This is a genomic window from Jatrophihabitans sp., assembly GCF_035474675.1.
Taxonomy (GTDB): domain Bacteria; phylum Actinomycetota; class Actinomycetes; order Mycobacteriales; family Jatrophihabitantaceae; genus Jatrophihabitans_A.
The window spans coordinates 1-23,067 of record NZ_DATINC010000150.1 but is presented as its reverse complement, the minus strand read 5'-3'; the positions used below and the strand labels follow the sequence as shown (position 1 = coordinate 23,067).

Here is a 23,067-nt window from a genome sequence, read left to right as displayed (position 1 = left end):
ACTATTTCTTGCGGGCCACCACCGACACCAGGGTCTGACCCCCGCACTGGTCCGCCTCGCGGATCGCCCACCGCCCGTCGTAGTCGGCCGACGACCAGTCGGACTCGGCGTCGTGCGGCTCGGTCTCACCGTTCTTCGGGGTGAAGCCCTTGGACGGCAGGTCGGACTGCAGGCCGGCCAGCACGTCCTTGAACGCGGTGGCCGTCACCCCCTGCACCACCAGGCCGGAGTTGCCACGGTCCTCGGCGTTGGTGATGACCAGGCCCTTGGGCAGCGGGAACGCGGCCGGGAAACCGGGTGGCGCCGGCACCGCCTTGGCGTCCTTGGCGCAGGCCGCCGAACTCGCCGACGCCTTCAGCGCTTTCTCGTCCTTCTCCTTCGCCTTCTCGGCCTCGCTCTCGCAGCCGGCAACCAGGATCAGGGCCGTCGCGGTCGCGACGGCCCTGCCCAGTAACGTCACTTGACCGCCACGCTGATCGAGCGCCGGTTGTCCGCCTCGTTGGACTCGGTAAGCGCGTTGGCCGGATCGGCCAGCGCCTGCACCGTCTGGCTGCCCTTGAGCTGCTTGGTGCTCCAGGCCGCGGTCACCGTCTTGGACTGCCCGGCCGCCAGCGTCACCGGCGCCGAGGTGCTGAGCACCTTGCCGTTGACGGTGAACTGGACCGGGGTGGTCACCGCCGACTTGCCCAGGTTGGTCACCGTGGCGGTGATCGAGGACGAGCCGTTGGTGGCCACCGCCGAGGTCAGCCCCGACACCGCCACGTTGGGCAGCGGGTCGTTGGCCGCGAACATCGTCAGCCCGGCGTACTGGCGGGCGATGGTGGCGTAGGCGTCGAAGTTGTTCACGCCGCTGGTGACGCAGCTGCCGGTGCACCCGTCGGCGTAGGCGACCTCGACCCAGCCCTGCTTGTCGATGGTGGAGCCGATGAAGTCGAGCAGGTTGCGGTCGTTGCCACAGGTGGTGCCGCCGGTGCAGATCGAGCCGATCTGCACCGGGTCGTTCGGGGTGTCGTCGACCGTCACCCAGCTCTGGCCGCCGTCGTAGGTGAAGGCGGTGTAGAGGTGCCAGATGCCGTGGAAGTTCGCCGCGTCCTGGTAGTTGCCGGCGGTGGTGGTGCCGATGAAGCTGACCGCGGCGCGGTTGTCGTCGCCGGCCACCGCGGTCGGGAACACCACGTTCTTGATGCCGGCCGAGGCGCCGACGTTGAAGTCCCGGGCCCAGGTGGCGCCCTTGTCGTGGCTGACCGCCACGTGCTGGGTGCCGTCGCCGTTGGCGTAGGCCAGGTACACGGTGCCGTTGGCGCCGATGCTGACCGCCGGGTCGCTGTCACCCGGGATGCTGTTGGGCACCGTGTGCACCGTCCAGGTCTTGCCGTTGTCCGTAGACACCGTCACGCCCTGGGCGCCGCCGCAGCTCTTGTTCGGCACGTAGGCGGTGCCATCCGGCGCGACCTGGATGTGGCCGTGCAGGCCGCCGCAGTCGAGCAGGCTGTAGACCGGCACGCCGACGCCGAAGGTGGTGCCGCCGTCCCGGGACAGCGCGCAGAACGCGGTGGCGATGTCCTGGCTGCAGTAGTAGACCGCCCGCGGGTAGAGGTTCACCGCGTTCAGCGGGTCGCCGGCCACGAAGTTGCCGCCGCCGAGGGTCTGGTGGTCGACACCGGACGGGATGCCGCCGCCGGTGCTCGGGTTCCAGGTGGCGCCCTCGTTGTCGGTGTAGCAGGTCAGCGAGTTCAGCCCGGACAGCTGGGACTCGAAGGTCCGGCCGGTGGTCTGGTCGGTGTAGAGGATCGGGTCCAGCGACGCGGTCGAGCCGACCAGGCAGCCGTTGGCGGCCTTCGCCGACACGTCGGCCCAGGAGGCGGCCGGCGGGGTCACCGCGTCGTTGAAGGTCACCTTGTAGGTGGACAGGTACGACTGGTAGAACGTCGAGCCGGTCTTGAAGCTGTTGCCGATGGACGGCTCGCCGGCGTTGTGGGCGTCCGGCAGTGACTCGGGCGCGCCGTAGTTGGCCATCGACGGCGGGGTGGCGCTCGACGGCGGGGCGCCGTCGGTGGCCTTGGCGACCATGCCGGCGCTGGCCGAGTAGCTCTGGCCGAGCGGGGCGAACGGCACCACCCGCACCGTGTAGGTGCCGCTGGTCGGCGGCAGCACCACGACCTCGGGGTCCGCCGAGGACGCCGCCGTGCCCACCACGGCACCGGCGGAGTTCAGCACATAGACGTCGAAGTCAGCCGCCGAGTTGGGCCAGCCGACCGAGATCTTGAGGTTGTTGGTGTCGCCGTAGCCGGCCGGCGTCGACACCGTGAGGGCGTAGTCGTCGCAGGACTGCGGCAGGGTGCACACCGGGTCACCCGCCTGGGCGGTGACGTTGGGGGTGAGGAACGGGCCACCGGTCCAGGTCTTGGCACCGCTGGTGTCGGTGACGGTGCCGGCGGCGGGGGTGGCTCCGGACGCGGTGACCACTCCGGAGATGGCGAGCGCGGTGGCGGCGACGGCGACCAGGGCCAGCCGGCGGCGCGCGGACGGGGTCTTGATGCCGGGGGTACGGCGCATGCTCAGCATGCCTGGGTAACGACGCATACCTATACACGTTACGGATTTGCTGTGAGTTGGCGGTTTGCCACTGGCCGGTGGTGGCACCATGCCATGGCAAGCCCGGCAACTCGCCCGTTTTATCCGGAACAGCCCTCGGGTTGGCGGCCGAATCCCGGTGGTGGGCGGCACTAGCCTGGAAGGCACATGTCCTCGCCAGCGCCGCCCCCCGAGCAGTCCGGGCCGTCCCAGCAGTCCGGGCCGTCCGGGGTTTCCGGGATTTCCGGGGTTTCCGGGCCGTCCCAGCCGTCCCAGCAGTCCCGGTCACCCCGGCGGTCCCGCCGTTCCCGGCCCGCCGACCGGCGCGGAGCACACCGCGAGCCGGGCCGGCCGGCAGCGCCGGGGCAGGCCGCGGAACTGGGCCGCCGGATCGCCGAGCTGGGCCGCCGGATCGCCGAGCTGGGCCCGCGGGAGTCCGCCCGGCTGAGCCGCCGGCTGCAGCAGGCCGGCGCCGACCCGGCCCGGCTGGTCGCGCTGGAGACCGACCTGCACCAGGCCGAGCAGCGGCTGCACACCCGCCGGGCGGCGGTGCCGGCGATCAGCTACCCGCCCGAGCTGCCGGTCAGCCAGCGCCGCGACGACCTGCTGGCGGCCATCGCCGAGCACCAGGTCGTGGTGGTGGCCGGTGAGACCGGGTCGGGCAAGACCACCCAGCTACCCAAGCTGTGCCTGGAACTGGGCCGCGGCGTGCGGGGGATGATCGGGCACACCCAGCCGCGCCGGATCGCGGCCCGGGCGGTCGCCGAGCGGCTCGCCGAGGAGCTCGGCACCGAGGTGGGGCAGGCCGTCGGCTTCGCGGTCCGGTTCACCGACCGGGTCTCGGACACCAGCCTGGTCAAGCTGATGACCGACGGCATCCTGCTCGCCGAGATCCAGCGCGACCGACTGCTGCGCGGCTACGACACGATCATCCTGGACGAGGCGCACGAGCGCAGCCTCAACATCGACTTCCTGCTCGGCTACCTCAAGCAGCTGCTGCCCCGCCGTCCGGACCTGAAGCTGATCATCACCTCGGCCACCATCGACCCGCAGCGCTTCGCCGAGTACTTCGACGGCGCCCCGGTACTGGAGGTGTCCGGCCGCAGCTACCCGGTCGAGGTCCGGTACCGGCCGGTCGTCGACCCGGACGAGCCGGAGGATGCCGAGGACCGTGACCAGATCACCGCGATCTGCGACGCGCTCACCGAGCTCAGCCGGGAACCGGCCGGCGACGTGTTGGTGTTCCTGTCCGGCGAGCGCGAGATCCGCGACACCGCCGATGCGGTCACCGCGCTGAAGCTGCCCGACACCGAGGTGCTGCCGCTGTACGCCCGGCTGTCGGCGGCCGAGCAGCACCGGGTGTTCACCAACCACCGCGGCCGGCGGGTGGTGCTGGCCACCAACGTCGCCGAGACCTCGCTGACGGTGCCCGGCATCCGCTACGTCGTCGACGCCGGCACCGCCCGGATCTCGCGCTACAGCCAGCGCACCAAGGTGCAGCTGCTGCCGATCGAGCCGATCTCGCGGGCCTCGGCCACCCAGCGGGCCGGCCGGTGCGGGCGCACCTCGGAAGGCATCTGCATCCGGCTGTACTCCCAGGAGGACTACGAGTCCCGGCCGCAGTTCACCGACCCGGAGATCCTGCGCACCAACCTGGCCTCGGTGATCCTGCAGATGGCCGCACTCGACCTCGGGCCGGTCGCGGAGTTCGGCTTCCTGGACCCGCCGGACGCCCGCCAGGTCGCGGACGGCCTGGCGCTGCTGACCGAGCTGGGCGCGCTGGCGACCGGTGCGGCGGGACGCGCGCCGGCACAGCACAGCCTGACCGAGCTGGGCCGGCGGATCGCCCAGCTGCCGGTGGACCCCCGGCTGGCCCGGATGATCCTGGAGGCCGACCGGCGCGGCTGCGTCCGGGACGTGCTGGTGCTGGCCGCGGCGCTGTCCATCCAGGACCCGCGGGAGCGGCCGGCCGAGCACCAGCAGGCCGCCGACGCCCAGCACGCCCGGTTCGCCGACCCGACGTCGGACTTCGCCGGTTACCTCAACCTGTGGCGGCACGTCCGCGAGCAGCAGGAGCAGCTGTCGTCCAGCCAGTTCCGCCGGATGTGCCGGACCGAGTACCTGTCCTACCTGCGCATCCGGGAGTGGCAGGACCTGTACGGCCAGCTGCGCCAGATCGTCAAGACCATGGGCGTCCGGATCGGCGACCAGCCGGCCGACCCCGAGCAGGTGCACCGCAGCCTGCTGTCCGGGCTGCTGTCCCACATCGGGCTGAAGGACACCGCCCGGCGCGACTACCTCGGCGCCCGCAACGCCCGGTTCGCGATCTTCCCGGGCTCGGCGCTGTTCAGGAAGCAGCCGACCTACCTGATGGCCGCCGAACTGGTGGAGACGTCCCGGCTGTGGGCCCGGGTCAACGCCGGCATCCAGCCCGAGTGGGCCGAGGAACTGGCGCCGCACCTGGTCCGGCGCACGTACAGCGAGCCGCACTGGGAGCGCAACCGGGCCGCGGTGGTGGCCTACGAGCGGGTCACCCTGTACGGGGTGCCGCTGGTGCTGGCCCGCAAGGTCGACTACGCCGGCATCGACCCGCGGCTGTCCCGGGAGCTGTTCATTCGGCACGCGCTGGTGGAGGGCGACTGGCAGACCCGGCACCACTTCTTCGCCGCCAACCGGGCGCTGGTGGCCGAGGTGCAGGACCTGGAGAACCGGGCCCGCCGGCGCGACCTGCTGGTCGACGACGAGTCGGTGTTCGCCTTCTACGACCAGCGCATCCCGGACGCGGTCACCTCCGGCCGGCACTTCGACGCCTGGTGGAAGAAGACCCGCCGCCAGCGGCCGGACCTGCTGGACCTGTCCACCAGCCAGCTGGTCCGGCCGGGCGCGGAAGCCATCTCGGCCGAGCAGTTCCCGGACCGGTGGACGGCCGGCGACTTCCAGCTGGAGCTGAGCTACCACTTCGAACCGGGCTCGGCCGCCGACGGGGTGACCGTCGACATCCCGCTGCCGGTGCTCAACGAGGCCACCGCCGCCGGCCTGGACTGGCAGGTGCCGGGACTGCGTACCGAGCTGGTGACCGCGCTGCTGCGCACCCTGCCCAAGCAGCTGCGCCGCTCGGTGGTGCCGGTGCCGGACACCGCGGCGGCACTGGTCGCGGCACTGGCCGACGACCTGGGCAACTCCACCGGCCGGCTGCCCCGGGTGCTGAGCGCGGAACTGCGCTCGCTGCGCGGTATCGACATACCGGAGGACGCCTGGGACCTCGACCGGCTGCCCGGCCACCTGCGCCCGACCTACCGGGTGCTCGACTCGCACGGCGCGGTGCTCGGCTCCGGCAAGGACCTGGCCGAGCTGCAGGCGAAGTTCGCGCCCGCCGTCACCGCGACCCTGCAGAGCGTTACCGCGGACCTCGCCCGCGACCGGCTGGCCGACTGGGACATGGACTCGCTGCCCCGCACCGTCCGCCGGGAGGTGGCCGGCTACCCGGTGACCGGTTACCCGTCGCTGGTCGCCGAGAACGGGGCGGTCGCGATCAGAGTGCTGGACTCGGCGGCCAAGCAGCGGCGCCAGATGGCGATCGGCACCCGGCAGCTGCTGGTCAACACCATCCCGTCACCGGTCAAGCAGCTGATCCGCGGGCTGAGCCTGCCGCAGCGGCTGACCCTGAGCCGGGCACCGCACGGCTCCCCCGCCGCGCTGCTGGCCGACTGCGTGGCAGCCGCGGTGGACCAGCTGATGGCGGCGGCCGGTGGCCCGCGCTGGGACCGGGCCGGCTTCACCGAGCTGCGCGCCCGGGTCGCGGCGGAGCTGCCGGCCACCGCGGCGGCCATCGTGGCGACGGTGGAGAGGGTGATGGTTGCCGCGCAGGAGGTGGAGCTGGCCCTGGAAGCAGCCACCGCTCCCCCGCTGGCCCCGGTGGTCGCCGACGTCCGGACCCAGCTGGCCGGCCTGGTCTACCCCGGCTTCGTCACCGACACCGGCGCGGAGCAGTTGCCGCAGCTGCCCCGCTACCTGCGCGCGATGGCGCACCGGCTCGCCGACGCGCCGGGCAACCTGGCCCGCGACCGGGACCGGCAGGCCCAGGTCGAGGTGGTGCTGGCCGATCTTGCCGAGCTGCGGGCCAAGCTGGGCGAGGGCAGCCCGGCCGGCGCGGGACTGGCCGAGCTGCGCTGGATGATCGAGGAGCTGCGGGTCAGCCTGTTCGCGCAGCGGCTGGGCACCGCCCATCCGGTGTCGGTGCCGCGCATCCAGAAGGCGATGGACGCGCTGGAGGAGTCGGTGGAGTCGGCCGGGTCAGCGGGTGTCCTCTGACTCGACCGCCTCGACCATGCCGTGGTAGTACCGGCCGCGGAAGAACACCAGCGGCTCGGTGATCTCCCAGTGCACGTTCATCCGCTCGATCTCGGCGATCACCACCGAGTGGTCACCGGCGAGCACCTCGCTGCGGACGCTGCACTCCAGCCAGCCGAGCGCGTGGTGCAGCAACGGTGCGCCGTTCTCACCCACCGACCAGGACTCGTCGCCGAACCGGTCCGCCACCCGGGTGGCGAACTTGCGGCTCAGCGCCTCCTGGCCGGCCGACAGGACGTTGATCGCGATGTTGCCGATCTCGCGCAGGATCGGCCAGGTGGAGGAGGAGGTGGCCGGGCAGAACAGCACCAGCGGCGGGTGCAGCGACAGCGAGGTGAAGGAGTTCATCGACATGCCCACCGGGCCGCGCTCGGCGTAGCCGGTGATCACCGCCACGCCGGTCGGGTAGTGCCCCAGCACGTGCCGGAACAGGTCGGCGTCCGGACCGCGCAGGTCTGGGCGGAAGGCGGCCGCCACATCCTCACTCACGAGGCCAGCGTAGCCACGCGGGTGCCGTCCGAGTTATCTCGAACGTGCCTGCTTGCCCGGCCGTCCGCTCGTTCTCAGAACCTGCCGGCAGCCGGTGCATAGGGTGTGTCTGCACCCCTGACACCGTTGAGAAAACCCGATAGGACCGCGAGTGGACCTGACCGAAGCGATCCGCAGCCGCCGCAGCACGGCTCCGGTCACCGACGCCGCCCCCACCGACGCCCAGCTGTACGACTACCTGGCGCTGGCCGCCCACAGCCCCGACCACGCCGGCCTGCGACCGTGGCGGCTGGTGGCGCTGCGCGGCGGCGACCGGAACCGGCTGGGCGCCGCCCTGGCGGACGGTTTCGGCGACCCGCCGGGCAGTCCCGCGGCTGCGAAGGCGGCGGCCCGGCCGCTGCGGGCACCCCTGCTGCTCAGCATCATCTGCTGCCCGGTGGAGCATCCCAAGGTGCCGCGGTGGGAGCAGTTGGCCGCCACCGCCGCCCTGGTCGCCACCCTGCAGCTGGTGCTGTTCGACGCCGGGTGGACGGCCATGTGGCGCACCGGCCCGGGGGTCGAGCTCGCGCCGGTGCGGCAGCTGCTCGGCGTCGGCGAGACCGAGCAGCTGCTGGGCTGGCTCTACACCGGCGGCCGGACCGGGGCGCCGGGCGACAACCCGCCCGAGAACCGGGCGGACCCCGACGTCCGCGGGAAGATCACCTCGCTGCCCTGAACCCCTTCCGGCGCACCAGCGGGGCCGGTGCCGCCGGGCGATACGGTGAGCACGCACGAACAGCGACAAAGGAGTCGAGGAAGATGGCGCACTATCGCAGCGTGGGAGCCGTTCCGCCCAAGCGGCACACCCAGCACCGGGATCCCGAGGGAAAGCTGTACTTCGAGGAGCTGATGGGCGAGGAGGGCTTCTCCTCGGACTCCTCGCTGCTCTACCACCGCAACATCCCGTCGGCCATCACCGAGGCCTGCGAGTGGCAGCTGCCCGACCAGACCCGGCTGCCGAACCGGCCGCTGACGCCCCGGCACCTGGTGCTGCCCGGGCTGTTCGACGACGAGGCCGCCGCCGAGATCGACGCGGTGACCGGCCGGCGGCTGGTGCTGGCCAACGCCGACGTCCGGATCAGCTACGTGGTGGCCGGGCTCGCCTCGCCGTTCTACCGCAACGCGGTAGGTGACGAGTGCGTGTTCGTGCAGGCCGGCACCGCGCGGGTCGAGACGGTGTTCGGGGCGCTGGAGGCCGGCCCCGGCGACTACCTGGTCATCCCGCGCGGCACCACCCACCGCTGGCTGCCCACCGGCGAGGGGCTGCTGCGGCTGTACTGCATCGAGGCCAACTCCCACATCACCCCGCCCAAGCGCTACCTGTCCCGGTTCGGCCAGCTGCTCGAGCACGCCCCGTACTGCGAGCGGGACCTGCGCGGCCCGACCGAGCCGCTGCTCGCCGAGGACCGCGACGTCGCCGTCTACGTCAAGCACCGGGACCCGGTCGCGCCGGGCGGCATCGGCGGCACCGTGCACGTCAGCGCGCACCACCCGTTCGACGTGGTCGGCTGGGACGGCTGCCTGTACCCCTACGCCTTCAACGTCGCCGACTTCGAGCCGATCACCGGACGGGTGCACCAGCCGCCCCCGGTGCACCAGGTCTTCGAGGGCCAGAACTTCGTGATCTGCAACTTCGTCCCCCGCAAGGTCGACTACCACCCGCTGTCGATCCCGGTGCCCTACTACCACTCCAACGTCGACTCCGACGAGGTGATGTTCTACGTCGCCGGCAACTACGAGGCCCGCAAGGGCTCGGGCATCGGGCCGGGCTCGATCTCGCTGCACCCGGGCGGCCACTCGCACGGGCCGCAGCCCGGCGCGTACGAGCACAGCATCGGGACGGAGTACTTCGACGAGCTGGCGGTGATGGTCGACACCTTCCGGCCGCTGGAACTGGGCGAGGGCGGCCAGGCCGCCGACGACGGCCGGTACGCCTGGAGCTGGTCGGGCGGGCGAGGGTGAGCATTCCGCCTTTGTTCAGGGGCCTGTTCGACGACGCCGCGCTGTTCCCGCCCGGCAACGCGGCGATGCCGGCGGCGGTCGGCGGGCATGCCGGCTACCGGCAGAACTGGTACTCCGGCCTGGTCGCCAGGTTCGTCTGCCCGGCCGGCCGGCTGGCCGAGCTGGACCGCGCGCTGGCCGAGTTCGGCCGGGAATGGTCGGGCCCGCCGGAGATCTCGATGACGGTGCCGGGCGGGCCGGCCGAGCTCGCCGGGGCGCTGGCCACTGCCGAGGGGTTGCCGGAGCTGCGGCTGGGGGTGGTGGAACTGCCGGTCGGCGCCGCCGAGCTGCCCGGCGTGCTGGACGAGCTCGACGACATCTCCGAACAGGGCCTCGCGGTGTTCGCCGAGGTTCCGGTCGCCGAGGTGACCGAGGAGCTGGCGGCGGCCCTGCACGCGGCCGGGTTGGGGCTCAAGCTGCGCACCGGCGGCACCTCGGCGGCCGCCTTCCCGGCCGGTGCGGAGCTGGCCGCCGCCATCGAGGCGGCGATCGCCGGCGGGGTGCGGTTCAAGTGCACCGCGGGATTGCACAACGCCGTCCGGCACGACGACCCGGCCACCGGCTTCGCCCATCACGGCTTTCTCAACGTGCTGCTGGCGGTGCATTCGGCGCTGGCCGGCGGGCCGCCGCCGGCCGAGCTGCTGGCCTCCGACGACGGCCCGGCGCTGGCCGAGCGGGCCCGCACCCTGGCCCCGGACGAGGTCGCCGGGGTGCGGCGGCGGTTCGCCTCGATCGGCAGCTGCAGCATCGAAGAATCCCTGACCGACCTGATCGAGCTGAAACTGGTGACGCCCGCATGACCGAGACCTGGCTGGACCCGACCGCCGTGGCAGCCGACGACCCGTTCGGCATCGCCACGCTGCCCTACGGCGTGGTGCTGGACAGCGACCGGCAGCCGCAGCCGGCCGTCCGGATCGGTCAGCTGGCGCTGCTGCTGCGGCCGGCCGTCGCGGCCCTGCTGCCCGAGCACGCGGACCTGTTCGCGGGCGGGAACCTGGATGCGTTCCTGGCCGCCGGGCCGGCGAGCTGGCTGGACGTCCGGGCCGCCGTCACCGCCTGGCTGACCGACGAGGCCTACCGCGAGCAGGTGGAGCCGCTGCTGGTGCCGCTGGCGGGCCTGGAGGCGGTGCTGCCGTTCACCGTCGCCGACTACGTCGACTTCTACGCCTCCGAGCACCACGCGCTCAACGCCAGCCGGGTGCTCCGGCCGGACAACGCCACCCTGCTGCCCAACTGGAAGCACCTGCCGGTCGGCTACCACGGCCGGGCCGGGACGGTGGTGGTGTCCGGCACCGGCGTCCGGCGCCCGCACGGCCAGCGCCGGGCCGGAGACGGGGTGGAGTTCGGGCCGTCCGTCCGGCTGGACTTCGAGGCCGAGGTGGGCTTCGTGGTCGGCGCCGGCTCGCCGCACGGCAGCCGGGTGCCGGTCGGTGAGTTCCCGCGCCACGTGTTCGGGCTGGTGCTGCTCAACGACTGGTCCGCCCGCGACATCCAGGCCTGGGAGTACGTGCCGCTCGGGCCGTTCCTGGGCAAGTCGTTCGCCACCTCGATCTCGGCCTGGATCACTCCGCTGGCCGCGCTGGAGTCGGCCCGGGTGCCTGCGGTGCCGCGGGATCCGGCGCCGCTGCCCTACCTCGACGACACCGGGGACTCCTGGAACCTGGACCTGGAGCTGGAGGTCCGGCTGAACGGCGAGCTGATCTCCCGGCCGCCGTTCGCCACCATGTACTGGACCGGCGCGCAGATGATGGCGCACCTGACCGTCAACGGCGCCTCGCTGCGACCCGGCGACCTGTACGGCTCGGGCACCGTCAGCGGGCCGGCGGACGACCAGCTGGGCAGCCTGCTGGAACTCAGCCGGGGCGGCAGCCGGCCGTTCCGGCTGTCCGACGGCACCGAGCACGCTTACCTCGACGACGGCGACGAGGTGGTGATGACGGCCACCGCACCCGGCCCGGACGGCAGCCGGGTCGGCATCGCCGAGGTGCGCGGCCGGATCCTCGCTGCCGACACCCCGGCGGACTGACACCATGTCGCCGGTGTCACCGATCTCGCCGGTGTCGCCGGTGTCCCGGGACCGGCTGCACCGGCTGATCGCCGGCGAGCGGGAGCGCTACGCCGCCGGCCATCCGGCGTCGCTGGCGCTGTTCCGGCAGGCCGGCCACCTGCTCGGCCGGGTGCCGATGACCTGGATGAGCAAGTGGTCCGGCGGCTTTCCGCTCTACCTGGACAGCGCCGCCGGCGCCACGGTCACCGACGTGGACGGCCGCCGCTACGCCGACTTCGCACTGGGCGACACCGGCGCGATGGCGGGCCATTCCGCCCCGGCGGTGACCGCGGCGATCCGCCGCCGGGCCGAGGAGCGCGGTGGCCTGACCGCCATGCTGCCGACCGAGGACGCCGAGTGGGTCGGCGCGGAGCTCGCCCGCCGGTTCGGCCTGCCGCTGTGGTCGTTCTCGCTGTCGGCCACCGACGCCAACCGGTGGGCGATCCGGCTGGCCCGGCTGGTCACCGGACGCGGCAAGATCCTGGTCTTCTCCTACTGCTACCACGGCAGCGTGGACGAGACCTTCGTCGTCCTCGACGACGACGGCACGGTCCGGTCCCGGCCGGGCAACGTCGGCCCCGCGGTCGACCCGGCGAGCACCACCCGGGTGGCGCACTTCAACCACCTGGAATCGGTCCGGGCCGAACTCGCGCACGGCGACGTGGCGGTGATCGTCACCGAGCCCGCGATGACCAACATCGGCATCGTGCTGCCCGAGCCGGGCTTTCTCGCGGGGCTGCGCCGGCTGGCCGACGAGTACCGCACCCTGCTGCTGATCGACGAGACGCACACCCTGTCTGCCGGCCCCGGCGGCATGACCGCCACCGAGGGACTGCGACCCGACCTGGTGGTGCTCGGCAAGGCGATCGGCGGCGGAATCCCCTGCGGCGCCTACGGGATCACCGCCGAGCTCGCCGACCGGATCGCCGAGCGGGTACGCAGCGGCGCCGCCGATATCGAGGACGTGGGCGGCGTCGGCGGCACGCTGGCCGGCAATGCGCTGTCCACCGCGGCGATGCGGGCCACCCTGTCGCAGGTGCTCACCGAGCCGGCGTTCCGGACCATGGCCGAGCTCGCCGGCCGGTACGCCGCCGGAGTACAGGCCAGCATCGACCGGCACGGGTTGCCGTGGTCGGTCAGCCGGCTCGGCGCCCGGGCCGAGTACCGGTTCACCTCCCCCGCCCCGCGCACCGGAAACCTCTCGGCCGCCGCGGCCGACCCCGACCTGGACGAGTACCTGCACCTGTACCTGGCCAACCGGGACGTGCTGCTCACGCCGTTCCACAACATGGCCCTGATGTGCCCGGCGACCGAGCCCGCCGACGTGGACCGGCACACCGACCTGTTCGCCGAGGCGGTCGCCCAGCTGCTCGGCTGACCCGGGCGGCCCCGGCTGGCGCGGATCTGCCAGGATCGCGGGCATGGTCCTCGAAGTCGCCGAGTTCGACGTCCGGCCGGGTGCCGAGGCGGCCTTCGCGGCCGGCTACCGCAGCGTGGTCGGCGTACTGACCGACTCGCCGGGGCTGCTCAGCGTGCGGATGACCCAGGGCATCGAGACCCCCACCCGGTTCGTGCTGCTGGCCGAGTGGGAGTCCGTCGAGCACCACCAGGCCTTCCGGGACTCCGACCGGTTCGCGGTCTGGCGGGGCGGGATCGGGCAGTACTTCGCCGGGCCGCCGCAGGTCGAGCACGTCGCCGACGTGCCCGTCATCCCCTGACGCTGCCGGTGGGCTGGTGCAGGCCGGCGGGCCGGTGCAGCAGCACCTCGACCAGGTTGCCGGCCGGGTCGCGCAGCTGGGTGCCGTAGTAGTGCAGCTGGGCGGACTCCCAGTCCCGCGGCGCCTGCACCACCGGGATGCCCGCGTCCCGGGCGGTGGCATGCACCGCCCGCACCAGGGCCGGGTCGCTGACGGCCAGCGCCAGGTGCGCGCCGGTGGTGGCGGTGGTCCCGGCCACCAGCATCAGCACCGGCCGGCCCGCGGGCTCGCCGTAGCCGACCGCGGCCACCGTGCCCGGGTCGCCGTCCTCGCCCTCCGGATCGGAGAAGTCCTGAGTCGGCGCCAGGCCCAGGCAGCCCAGCAGGGCGTCATAGACTGCCCGACTGGCTCCGAAGTCCTCGGCAACGATGGTGACGTGATCCAGCGTCGTGCTTACCGGCATGGCGTCATCTCTACCGGATCGAGGCGATCGCCGTGCAGGTACATCCCGAGGTAGCGGCCGCGCTGGCCGCCGGCCGGCCGGTGGTGGCACTGGAGAGCACCATCATCAGCCACGGGCTGCCGCGTCCGGACAACCTCGGCATCGCCCGCGAGATCGAGCAGGCGGTCCGGGACGGCGGTGCGGTGCCGGCCACGGTCGCCGTGGTCGACGGCACGCCCCGGATCGGGCTGGACGACGAGGCGCTGCGCGAGATCGCCGGATCCGAGGAGGTGGTCAAGGTCAGCGTCCGGGACCTGGCCAGCCTCGCCGCGCGCCGGGGCACCGGGGCCACCACGGTGGCCTCGACGGCGCACCTGGCCGCCCGGGCCGGCATCGCGGTGTTCGCCACCGGTGGCCTGGGCGGCGTACACCGGCAGGCCCGCGACTCCTGGGACGAGTCGGCCGACCTGGGCACGCTGTCCCGGACGCCGATCACCGTGGTTTGCGCCGGAGTGAAGTCGATCCTGGACGTGGCCGCCACCCTGGAACGGCTGGAGACGCTCAACGTCGGCGTGCTCGGCTACCGGACGGACGCCTTCCCCGGCTTCTACCTGGCCGACTCGGGGCACCGGCTGGACTGGCGGGTGGACTCGGCGGCCGAGGTGGCCGCGGTGCTGCGGGCCCGGACGGAGCTGGGTACCGACCGGTTCGGCCTGGTGGTGGCCAACCCGATCCCGGCCGCCGACGAGCTGGACCGCGACCTGCACGACCGCACCCTGGCCGCGGGCCTGGTCGCGCTCAGCCGGGCCGGGGTGACCGGCAAGCAGGTGACGCCGTTCCTGCTGGACTTCTTCCACCGCGAGACCGGCGGCGCCTCGCTGACCGCCAACGTCCGGCTGGTGCTGAACAACGCCCGGGTCGCCGCCGAGATCGCGGTGGCCTACGCCGGCAGCCCGGCCGGACGTCCGGCCTGATGCCACCGGGTGGCGGAAGGGTCCGGCCGGTCGGCCGGCTCGGGCCCGACGGCCGGGTGGTGTGCGTCGGCGACGTGCTGCTCGACATCTGCGCGCTGCTGCCCGGACCGCTGGTGCACGGCTCCGACACCCCGGCCCCGGTCAGCTACCTGCACGGCGGGTCGGCGGCCAACACCGCGGCCTGGCTGGCGAGCCTGGGGGTGCCGTGCCTGTTCGCCGGCCGGGTGGGCGAGGACGCATTCGGCCGGGAAGCGGTGGCGGCACTGCGCGCACAGGGCGTGCGGACCCGAGTCGCGACCGACCCGGTGGCGCCGACCGGTGCCTGCCTGGTGCTGATCGACCCGGACGGCGAGCGCACCATGGTGCCGTCGGCCGGGGCGAACGCCAACCTCAGCCCCGCCGACCTGGGCCCAGACCTGCTGCGCGCCGGCGACCACCTGCACCTGTCGGGGTACGCCCTGCTCAACGACGGGTCGCGGGACGCCGCACGGTACGCCCTGGAGCTGGCCGGCGCGGCCGGCGCCTCGGTGTCGGTGGACGCCGCCTCGGCACGGACGACCCGGACGCCGGCACGGTCGACCCGGACGCCGGCATCGCGGCGCTGGTGGCTCGCGGCCTGGACGTGGTGGTCAAGCGCGGCAGCCGGGGCAGCATGCTCGGCACCCCGGCCGGGCGCTGGCGCGCACCCGCCACCCCGGTCGAGGTGCTGGACTCCACCGGCGCCGGGGACGCCTTCGCCGCCGGGTTGCTGGCCGCGCTGTGCCACGGCGCCGGGCTGGTCGAAGCGCTGGCAGACGGCAACCGGCTGGGCGGCCTGGTGGTCAGCCGCCTCGGCGCCCGTCCGGGGCCGGGGTCCTAGCGGGAGGCCGGCGGGATCGGCTCAGCCGTTCCGCCCCCCGCTCGTTGCCAGCACACCGGGCTACCGACCCCGCCTGCGGTCACGGCTAATAGTCTGATTTCAACCGCTGTAGATGCATTGCCTGATTTACACCTTGAGTCCTAGAGTGGAATCCCGGCTTTTGGAACCGGGACCGCTCTCACTAAGGAGTCATCATGAGCACTGCACTACTCACCCGTCCCGAAGCCCTGGTCGACCAGTGGCGTACCAGCGCCGACGACAACCCGGCCGGCCCGCTGTTCTCGACCCCCTTCGCGGAGGCCGAACTGATCGGCATGGACATCATCGAGACCAGGCAGGGGTGCTCCTCCTGTACGGCCTCGCGTACCGCCAGCTGCTGCTGACGCCCGGCTGAGCAGCACGTGTCCGTCGAGGAGGGTGCCCTCGACGCCAGCTTCCGCTGCCTCGTCGACCCGGCTCTGACCGAGTTGGCCGCTCAGCTGACGCAGGTCGCCCTCCTCGGCGACGCGGAACGGCAGGCGATCCTCGCCGGAGCCACGGAGTCAATCACCGAGGTGGTCCGGCGCAAGGTGAGCCGGTTGCTGGTGCTGGAACTCAACGCGGCCCGGGTTTCGGGAAGCCTCCAAGCTCCGGACAGTGCCGGACGCTGGGCCGAGTTCGTCGAGCGGTCTTCCCACCGTGAGTTCTGGGAATCGCTCACCTCGCACTACCCGACGCTGCTGGGCCGGTTGGGTGCCGTGATCGAGGGCCGGGCCGCGGCAGCCGCGGAGTTCGGGCGGCGCTTCGCCGCCAACCGGCACCGGTTCGGCGCGCTGGTCCCCGACGCCGGCGAGCTGAGCAGGGTGAGCTTCGGCGCGGGCGACAGCCATCACGGCGGCCGGACGGTGGCGCTGGTGGAACTGCAGCAGCACCGGCTGGTCTACAAGCCGCGGTCCCTGGGAGTCGATTCGGTCACCGCCACCTTCCTGCACCGGCTGTTCGGCGCCACCCCCACCGAGGACCGGATCCGGGTTCCCGCGGTGCTGCTGTGCGGCACCTACGGATGGTCGGAGTACGTCCCGCACCGGTACTGCGCCTCGGCGGCCGAACTGACCACCTACTACAACCGGCTGGGCCACTGGCTCGCGCTCGCCCGGCTGTTCGGCACCACCGACCTGCACGCCGAGAACGTGATCGCGTGCGGTCCCACCCCGGTGGTCATCGACTGCGAGACGCTGTTCACGCCCAATCCGGTGATCGCCCCGGCCGGCCTGGGCGATGCCGTGGACCAGGCAGCGGCCCTGCTGGCCGGCACCGTGCTGGGGTCGGGATTGCTGCCCAGCCGTGGAGTCGGTCTGGGCTGGCGCGGCATCGACATCTCGGCGGCCGGCGCACTGCCGGACCAGCAGCCCACCGTCGAGGTACCGCAGATCGTCGGCGCCGGCACCGACCAGGCACGGCTGGCCACGGCGCGAGTCCCCAGTCCGCAGACGCTGAACAACCCCAGTCCGGCACCCGACCTCGATCGGTACTGGCCGCGCGTGCTGGACGGGTTCGACGAGCTGACCGACCGGCTGCTGGCGCTGGACCGGGATGACGTGCTCGCCCCGATGTTCGCCGCCTTCGCCGACGTCGACATCCGGGCCGTGCTGCGCTCGACCGAGGTGTACGACGAGCTGGGCCGGATGCTGTGGCACCCGGTGTCCCTGCACGACGAGCCCGCCGCGGTCGAGCGGGCCGCGGCCCTGCTGGCCAAGCAGTGCGAGAACCTGCCGTCGGCGCCGAGCGACCCCGCGGTGATCGCCGCCGAGGTCGCCGACCTGCTCGACGGCGACATCCCGTTCTTCGGCACCACTCCCGGCACCGGGTGGCTCTACGGGCCGCGCAACACCGGCTGGGGTGAGCGGCACGACGTGCTCGCCGACACCCTTGCCCGCTGGCGGTCCGCCGACCACCGGGTGGAGCGTGAGCTGATCCAGTCCTCGCTGGTGTGCGCCTACATCAACGACGGGTACCTGCCCACCCCCGAGCCGATGACTGTGGAACGTCCCGACCCCACGGCATCGGACGAGCGCAGGCAGCGACTGGTGGCCGGGATCCTGGAACGGCTGGTTGCCACGGCGATCCGCGGCGAGGACGGCACCGCGACCTGGATCGCAGCGGTGATGAACCTGGTCGGCTGGTCGGTCCAGCCGCTCAGCCCGGACGGCTACTCCGGCGCCCCGGGCCTGGCCGTGCTGATAGCCGGCTGCCTGCAGGAGGTGGCGGCCGGCCGGATGACGGCCGTCGACGGCCTGCCGGACCTGCTGCCGGCCACCATCGCCAGCATGCGGGCGACCGATGACTACCGCCTCCGGCAGCTGGCGTCGGGATACCGGCTCAGGCCCGAAGCACCCGGTCTGTACGTCGGTCTCGGCTCACAGATCTGGTGCTGGTCGCTGCTGGCCGACCTGGGGGCGGTCGATCCGGCCGAGGCGCGCCGCCGGTGCGACCAGATCGGTGAGCTGCTGCCCGAGGCGCTTGCTGAAACAGCCGAGCCCGACCTGCTCAGCGGCCGCGCCGGGCTGATCGTCAGCTGTCTGCAGATGGCCGCTCGCACCTCGGACGCCCGCTGGTCGGAGCTGGCCGTCACGGCCGGTGAGCAACTGCTCGAACTGGCGGTGCTGGACGGCGGCCGAGCCCGCTGGAGCGCACCGCTGTGGCCGGTCGGCCTCGGCGGTTTCGGGCACGGAGCCACCGGCATCGGATGGTCGCTGGCCCGGCTCGGCCAGGCCACCGGACGCAGCGATTTCGCCGCCATGGCCGAGGCCGCCTTCAACTACGAGGAATCGCTCTGGGACCCGGCGGAGGGCAGTTGGCGCGACGTCCGGGAGGAGTCCGGAGTGGCGACGGCATGGTGCCACGGCGCCACCGGCATCGGCCTGGCTTCAGCCGACCTGCTCCGGCGCGGCTTCGGTGATCCGGCGCGGCACCTCGACGTCGTCCGGCGGGCCGCCGCGGCCTGCTGGAACCGCGGCATGGGCTGGAACCACACCATCTGCCACGGCGACCTGGGCTGCTGGGAGCTGCTGGAGCAGGCCTTCGCGCTGGGGGTGGCGCCGCCCGGTCTCGACCGGCCGACCCTGGCCGCTCACATCATCGGCAGCCTGGAGAAGTACGGAGCGGCCAGCGGCCTGGCACGTGCCGCGTTCTGCCCGGGCCTGATGCCAGGGCTCGGCGGGGTGGCCTACCAGTTGCTCCGGATGGACCCCGACTGCGATCTTCCCTCCCTGCTGGTGCCCGCCTGACGCCCCGATGACCGACTGACGCCCCGATGACCGACTCCGAGCCCGATCTGGACGACACCGCGCCCCCGTACTGGGCACTGGACACCGCCGGTGCCGAAGCACCCCGGCTGCGAACTATGGTGCGCGAGCTGCCCCGCACGTGCCGGCCGATACTGGCGACGGCGTACCGGGCCGCACCGGGGCCGGCCGTTGCCATCGTGGTGTTGCAGGTGCTGTCCGGCCTGGCATCGGCCTTCGGCCTGCTCACCACGACCACGGTACTGGACCGGTTGCTGGCAGCCGGGCCGAGCACCGAGCGGGTATCGGCGGCGATACCGGCCCTGATCGCGGTGGCGGTTCTCTACACCGTGCGGGGCGCCGTGGACGCGGCCGTGGCGCTGGCCCAGGCCCGGATCGGGCCGGCGGTCCGCAAGTTGTCCGCCACCCGGTTGATGCAGGCAGCTGTCGGCGTCGAACTTTCCGCCTTCGACGACGACACCTTCTACGACGGCCTGCACCGGGCCCGGGACCGGGGGCTGCTCAACCTGGACCGCTCGATCACCAGCCTGGTCGAACTGCTCGGCGCCGGGCTGGCCATGCTCGCGGCTGCCGGCGCCCTGCTGGTCCTGCATCCGGTGCTGGTGGCGGTGCTGCTGCTCGGCATGGTCCCCGAGGCGTGGTCGGTGCTGCATGCCGCGCGGCTGGGATATCAGGGACGGCTGCGGATGACCACGCTGAGCCGCCGGATATGGATGCTGGGTGAGCTGATCACCGGCCGGGAGGCGGCGGCCGAGCTGCGCTGCTACCAGGCCGAGCCGTTCGTACTGGCCGAGTACCGCCAGGTCAGCGCAACGCTGGCCGATGAGGAAAGCCGGGTGGAAGCAGCCCAGGCCAGGTCTCGCGCGCTGGGCCGTGCGCTGGCCGGTGCCGGTACCGCGGCCACCTTCGTGGCGCTGGGGCTGCTGCTGCGGGCCGGCTGGATCCCGCTGGCGGTAGCAGGCGGCTCGGCGGTCGCGATCCGGACCGCGACCGCTGGGCTGGGCCGGGTGGTGATCGCGGTCAACCAGTTGTTCGAGCAGGGCTTGTTCGTCGGGGACTACCAGGACTTCCTCACCACGGCAGCCCGGCGCACGCCGGCCCCCGGTGGTGCCGCAGTGCCCGCCGGCCCGGAGCGGATCGACCTCGACCGGGTCAGTTTCAGCTACCCCGGCACCCAGGGCGCCGAGGCGGTGTCCGACATCAGCCTGTGCATCGACGCCGGGCACACCATCGCACTGGTCGGTGAGAACGGTTCGGGCAAGAGCACGCTGGCCAAGCTCATCGCCGGCCTCTACTCCCCCACTGCCGGTGAGATCCGGTGGGACGGGCGGCCACTGTCCGACCTGGACCGGTCCGCCGTCGCCGACCGGGTCGTGATGGTGTCGCAGACGCCGGTGCGGTGGCCGCACACGGTGCGCGTCAACGTCCGGCTCGGAAGGCACGACCGCAGCGATCCCGGCGACGTCCTGCTGCACCAGGCGGGCGAGCAGGCCCGCGCCGACGAGGTGGTCGCTACCCTGCCGGCCGGCTGGCAGACCCTGCTGTCCAAGGAATTCCGCAGTGGGCACGAGCTGTCCGGCGGGCAGTGGCAGCGGCTGGCGATCGCTCGCGCGCTGTTCCGGGACGCGCCGGTGCTGATCTGCGACGAGCCGACCGCCCCGTTGGATGCCCGGGCCGAACGCGCGGTCTACGAGTCGCTGCGCAGGCTGGCCGACGGCCGGACCATCGTGCTGATCAGCCATCGGCTGGCCAGCGTGCAACAGGCCGATCTGATCTGTGTGCTGCACCGGGGCCGCATCGTCGAGCGCGGCACCCACGCCGAGCTGCTGGCTCTCGACGGTCACTACGCCGAGCTGTACCGCCTGCAGGAGGAACTGCTACGGACCGGGCTGACCACGGCCGGCGCCCAGCCCGAAAGCTAGCTCAGGGTCAGGCCGCGGGCGGTGGCAGCGATGTGCACCCCGTCCTCGTCGGCGACCAGGCGCTGGATCCGGAGGTGGAACGGCAGGCCACGCAGCGACAGTTTGCTCTCGAAGAGGGAGCTGAGCTGGTCGGTGACCTCCTTGGGGATCGAGATACCGGCCTGTGGCACCCCCACCCGGACCGAGGAGAAGGTCAGCTCGTCCCCGCCGGCGACGCCGACCGCGGCGCTGGCCGTCCCGGTCACGGTCTGCCCGAGCACCTCCACCGAGCTGCTGCCCTGCACCCGGCCGCCGCCGGCGTAGCTGAGCGTGACCCCGAGCGCCCGGGACAGCTCGGCGTAGCTGAGCACTGCCATGCCGTCGGCGGTCTCGACGCTCACCCCGGAGAAGTTGTCGATGGTCTTCACGTCGTGCAACCGGGCGTCCAGGTCGGCCAGCCGGACCCGGCGGTCACTGCTGCCGACCATCAGGTCCTGCGCCGTCAGGTGCACCGTGGGATAGCGATTGGCCAGCACCTGGGTGAAGAACGGAAACCCCTCGATGTCGACGGACGGCCGGCGGTCCAGGTCCTGCGAGGACTGCACTCGCTTGGCGATCTGCCGCTCGGCGACCAGCAACCCCACCCGGTCGGCGACCACCACCAGCACCGCCAGCACGACGAGCAGCACGAGCAAGGTGACCAGCGGCGAACGCCGCCGCCGGGGCCGGACCGGTGGTGGCGTGCTCACAGTGGACAAGATCCGTTGCCTTCCCGGTCGGCTCCGACGATCCACCGGCCGGTGGCGTCGGTTTGTTCGCCCACCAGAATGGCACCTCGAACGGTGAGGCTCACCGAACGCCCGCGGCGTCCATGCCGCGTAGCTCCTTCTTCAGCTCGCCGATCTCGTCACGCAACCGGGCAGCCACCTCGAACTGAAGCTCGCGGGCGGCGCTGAGCATCTGCTCGTTGAGCTTCTGGATGAGGTCGGCGAGCTCCGCCCGTGGCAGGGCGGCCACGTCGAGCTTGCCGTCGGCGTGCGCGCCGATGCCCACCACGCCGACCGAGGCACCGCGACCGGCCCGGCCCGGTGTCGGGGACTTGCCGCGCGACTGGGACCGGCCCGATCCGCCGGCCGCCAGCAGCTCCTCGGTGTCCTCGGCCTCCCGGGCCAGCATGTCGGTGATGTCGGCGATCCGCTTGCGCAACGGCTGCGGGTCGATGCCGTGCTCGGTGTTGTAGGCGACCTGGATCGCCCGGCGTCGGTTGGTCTCGTCGATGGCCAGCTGCATCGACCGGGTGACGGTGTCGGCGTACATGTGCACCTGGCCGGAGACGTTGCGGGCCGCCCGGCCGATGGTCTGGATGAGCGAGGTGCCCGAGCGGAGGAAGCCCTCCTTGTCGGCGTCGAGGATGGACACCAGCGACACCTCGGGAAGGTCCAGCCCCTCACGCAGCAGGTTGATGCCGACCAGCACGTCGTACTCGCCCATTCGCAGCTCGCGCAGCAGCTCGACCCGACGCAGGGTGTCGACCTCGGAGTGCAGGTAGCGCACCCGGATCCCGAGTTCGAGCAGGTAGTCGGTCAGGTCCTCGGACATCTTCTTGGTCAGGGTGGTGACCAGCACCCGCTCGTTCTTCCCGACCCGGGTGTTGATCTCGCCCATCAGGTCGTCGATCTGGCCTCGCGTCGGCTTGACGATGACCTCGGGATCCACGAGACCGGTCGGACGGATGATCTGCTCGACGACGTTGTCGATGCCACCGCCCTTGCTGATCTCGTAGTCGCCCGGGGTCGCCGAGAGGTAGACGGTCTGACCGATCCGGTCGAGGAACTCCTCCCACCGCAGCGGCCGGTTGTCCATCGCGCTCGGCAGCCGGAAGCCGTGGTCGACCAGGTTGCGCTTGCGCGACATGTCGCCTTCGTACATCCCGCCGATCTGGGGCACGGCGACGTGGGACTCGTCGACGACGAGCACGAAGTCCTCGGGGAAGTAGTCGAGCAGCGTGTTGGGGGCGCTCCCGCGGGTGCGGCCGTCCATGTGCATCGAGTAGTTCTCGATGCCCGAGCAGGAGCCGACCTGGCGCATCATCTCGACGTCGTAGGTCGTGCGCATCCGCAGGCGCTGGGCCTCCAGCAGCTTGCCCTGCTTCTCGAACACGGCGAGCTGGTCGTCGAGCTCGAGCTCGATGCCCTTGATCGCGCGCTCCATCCGCTCCGGGCCGGCGACGTAGTGGGTGGCCGGGAAGACGTGGAGCTCGGTGTCCTCCGAGATCACCTCGCCGCTGATCGGGTGGAGCGTCATCAGCCGCTCGATCTCGTCGCCGAAGAACTCCACGCGCACCGCGAGCTCCTCGTAGACGGGGAAGATCTCGAGGGTGTCGCCCCGCACGCGGAAGGTGCCGCGGGTG

18 protein-coding genes and 1 pseudogene are annotated in these 23,067 nt (G+C 72.5%); 13 read left to right on the top strand and 6 right to left on the bottom strand.

The genetic code is table 11. The features are described from left to right. Position 1: 1 nt before the first annotated feature. On the bottom strand, positions 2-460 hold the full coding sequence (locus VLJ82_RS17630; RefSeq protein ID WP_408664670.1) for a hypothetical protein: 459 nt from the start codon (positions 458-460) through the stop codon (positions 2-4). Next, positions 457-2,583, bottom strand: coding sequence for a CARDB domain-containing protein (locus VLJ82_RS17625; RefSeq protein WP_408664669.1), 2,127 nt, complete (start codon positions 2,581-2,583; stop codon positions 457-459). The genes VLJ82_RS17630 and VLJ82_RS17625 overlap by 4 nt, the downstream gene beginning before the upstream one ends. Positions 2,584-2,742: 159 nt before the next feature. Between VLJ82_RS17625 and hrpA the strand changes: the two genes are divergently transcribed. Continuing rightward, positions 2,743-6,885, top strand: a complete 4,143-nt coding sequence (gene hrpA / locus VLJ82_RS17620; protein ID WP_408664668.1) for an ATP-dependent RNA helicase HrpA — start codon at positions 2,743-2,745, stop codon at positions 6,883-6,885. Here the strand turns inward: hrpA and VLJ82_RS17615 are convergent. Beyond that, on the bottom strand, positions 6,868-7,413 hold the full coding sequence (locus VLJ82_RS17615; protein WP_408664667.1) for a flavin reductase family protein: 546 nt from the start codon (positions 7,411-7,413) through the stop codon (positions 6,868-6,870). The two genes, hrpA and VLJ82_RS17615, sit on opposite strands and share 18 nt — an antisense overlap. Positions 7,414-7,564: 151 nt before the next feature. Between VLJ82_RS17615 and VLJ82_RS17610 the strand changes: the two genes are divergently transcribed. The 6 genes from VLJ82_RS17610 to VLJ82_RS17585 all read left to right on the top strand — a co-directional run bounded on the left by VLJ82_RS17610 (position 7,565) and on the right by VLJ82_RS17585 (position 13,218). Next, positions 7,565-8,128, top strand: a complete 564-nt coding sequence (locus VLJ82_RS17610) for a nitroreductase family protein (RefSeq protein ID WP_408664666.1) — start codon at positions 7,565-7,567, stop codon at positions 8,126-8,128. An 83-nt stretch (positions 8,129-8,211) separates the two neighbouring features. Beyond that, positions 8,212-9,414 (top strand): homogentisate 1,2-dioxygenase, encoded by a 1,203-nt coding sequence (locus VLJ82_RS17605; RefSeq protein WP_408664665.1) that lies wholly within the window; start codon positions 8,212-8,214, stop codon positions 9,412-9,414. 11 nt (positions 9,415-9,425) lie between these two features. Then, the gene (locus VLJ82_RS17600) at positions 9,426-10,253 is read left to right on the top strand and encodes a hypothetical protein (RefSeq protein WP_408664664.1); all 828 of its coding nucleotides are present in this window, start codon (positions 9,426-9,428) and stop codon (positions 10,251-10,253) included. Beyond that, a complete protein-coding gene (fahA, locus tag VLJ82_RS17595) occupies positions 10,250-11,479 on the top strand; it encodes a fumarylacetoacetase (protein ID WP_408664663.1) in 1,230 nt (409 codons plus the stop codon). Before VLJ82_RS17600 ends, fahA begins: the two co-directional genes overlap by 4 nt. 22 nt (positions 11,480-11,501) lie before the next feature. Then, a complete protein-coding gene (locus VLJ82_RS17590) occupies positions 11,502-12,878 on the top strand; it encodes a transaminase (RefSeq protein WP_408664679.1) in 1,377 nt (458 codons plus the stop codon). Between the two features lie 43 nt (positions 12,879-12,921). After that, positions 12,922-13,218 (top strand): antibiotic biosynthesis monooxygenase family protein, encoded by a 297-nt coding sequence (locus VLJ82_RS17585; RefSeq protein WP_408664662.1) that lies wholly within the window; start codon positions 12,922-12,924, stop codon positions 13,216-13,218. Here VLJ82_RS17585 and VLJ82_RS17580 read toward each other — a convergent pair. After that, positions 13,208-13,660 carry a VOC family protein gene (locus VLJ82_RS17580; protein WP_408664661.1) on the bottom strand — a complete coding sequence of 151 codons (453 nt, stop codon included), beginning with the start codon at positions 13,658-13,660 and terminating at the stop codon, positions 13,208-13,210. The two genes, VLJ82_RS17585 and VLJ82_RS17580, sit on opposite strands and share 11 nt — an antisense overlap. A gap of 32 nt (positions 13,661-13,692) precedes the next feature. Between VLJ82_RS17580 and VLJ82_RS17575 the strand changes: the two genes are divergently transcribed. From VLJ82_RS17575 to VLJ82_RS17550, 6 genes and pseudogenes are all read left to right on the top strand, one after another. Then, positions 13,693-14,613: a pseudouridine-5'-phosphate glycosidase gene (locus VLJ82_RS17575; RefSeq protein WP_408664660.1), complete on the top strand. Its 921-nt coding sequence runs from the start codon at positions 13,693-13,695 to the stop codon at positions 14,611-14,613. Further along, a pseudogene (locus VLJ82_RS17570) lies at positions 14,613-15,083 on the top strand (carbohydrate kinase family protein); the annotation flags it as partial. The gene VLJ82_RS17575 and the pseudogene VLJ82_RS17570, both read left to right, overlap by 1 nt. Before the next feature lie 182 nt (positions 15,084-15,265). After that, a complete protein-coding gene (locus VLJ82_RS17565) occupies positions 15,266-15,472 on the top strand; it encodes a PfkB family carbohydrate kinase (protein WP_408664678.1) in 207 nt (68 codons plus the stop codon). Positions 15,473-15,666: 194 nt separating this feature from the next. Next, entirely contained in the window at positions 15,667-15,855 is a 189-nt protein-coding gene (locus VLJ82_RS17560; protein WP_408664659.1) for a DUF6229 family protein, read from the top strand. 18 nt (positions 15,856-15,873) lie between these two features. Continuing rightward, entirely contained in the window at positions 15,874-18,738 is a 2,865-nt protein-coding gene (locus VLJ82_RS17555) for a type 2 lanthipeptide synthetase LanM family protein (protein ID WP_408664658.1), read from the top strand. 26 nt (positions 18,739-18,764) lie between these two features. Further along, entirely contained in the window at positions 18,765-20,678 is a 1,914-nt protein-coding gene (locus VLJ82_RS17550; protein WP_408664657.1) for an ABC transporter ATP-binding protein, read from the top strand. On the opposite strand, the gene VLJ82_RS17545 is transcribed toward VLJ82_RS17550, so the two are convergent. Together VLJ82_RS17545 and VLJ82_RS17540 are read right to left on the bottom strand one after the other, a co-directional pair. Then, entirely contained in the window at positions 20,675-21,406 is a 732-nt protein-coding gene (locus tag VLJ82_RS17545) for a DUF2993 domain-containing protein (RefSeq protein WP_408664656.1), read from the bottom strand. The genes VLJ82_RS17550 and VLJ82_RS17545 overlap by 4 nt on opposite strands. Positions 21,407-21,506: 100 nt before the next feature. Beyond that, positions 21,507-23,067, bottom strand: a 1,561-nt coding sequence (locus tag VLJ82_RS17540; protein ID WP_408664655.1) for a helicase-related protein, incomplete at its 5' end; no start/stop codon positions are given.

What these genes read in the sequence shown, in the direction of transcription:
- VLJ82_RS17605 (WP_408664665.1), top strand. Translation starts at nt 8,212, where the DNA reads ATGGCGCACTATCGCAGCGTGGGAGCCGTTCCGCCCAAGCGGCACACC.
- VLJ82_RS17550 (WP_408664657.1), top strand. Translation starts at nt 18,765, where the DNA reads ATGACCGACTCCGAGCCCGATCTGGACGACACCGCGCCCCCGTACTGG.
- VLJ82_RS17565 (WP_408664678.1), top strand. Translation starts at nt 15,266, where the DNA reads ATGCTCGGCACCCCGGCCGGGCGCTGGCGCGCACCCGCCACCCCGGTC.
- VLJ82_RS17560 (WP_408664659.1), top strand. Translation starts at nt 15,667, where the DNA reads ATGAGCACTGCACTACTCACCCGTCCCGAAGCCCTGGTCGACCAGTGG.
- VLJ82_RS17585 (WP_408664662.1), top strand. Translation starts at nt 12,922, where the DNA reads ATGGTCCTCGAAGTCGCCGAGTTCGACGTCCGGCCGGGTGCCGAGGCG.
- fahA (WP_408664663.1), top strand. Translation starts at nt 10,250, where the DNA reads ATGACCGAGACCTGGCTGGACCCGACCGCCGTGGCAGCCGACGACCCG.
- hrpA (WP_408664668.1), top strand. Translation starts at nt 2,743, where the DNA reads ATGTCCTCGCCAGCGCCGCCCCCCGAGCAGTCCGGGCCGTCCCAGCAG.
- VLJ82_RS17580 (WP_408664661.1), bottom strand. Translation starts at nt 13,660, where the DNA reads ATGCCGGTAAGCACGACGCTGGATCACGTCACCATCGTTGCCGAGGAC.
- VLJ82_RS17625 (WP_408664669.1), bottom strand. Translation starts at nt 2,583, where the DNA reads ATGCGTCGTTACCCAGGCATGCTGAGCATGCGCCGTACCCCCGGCATC.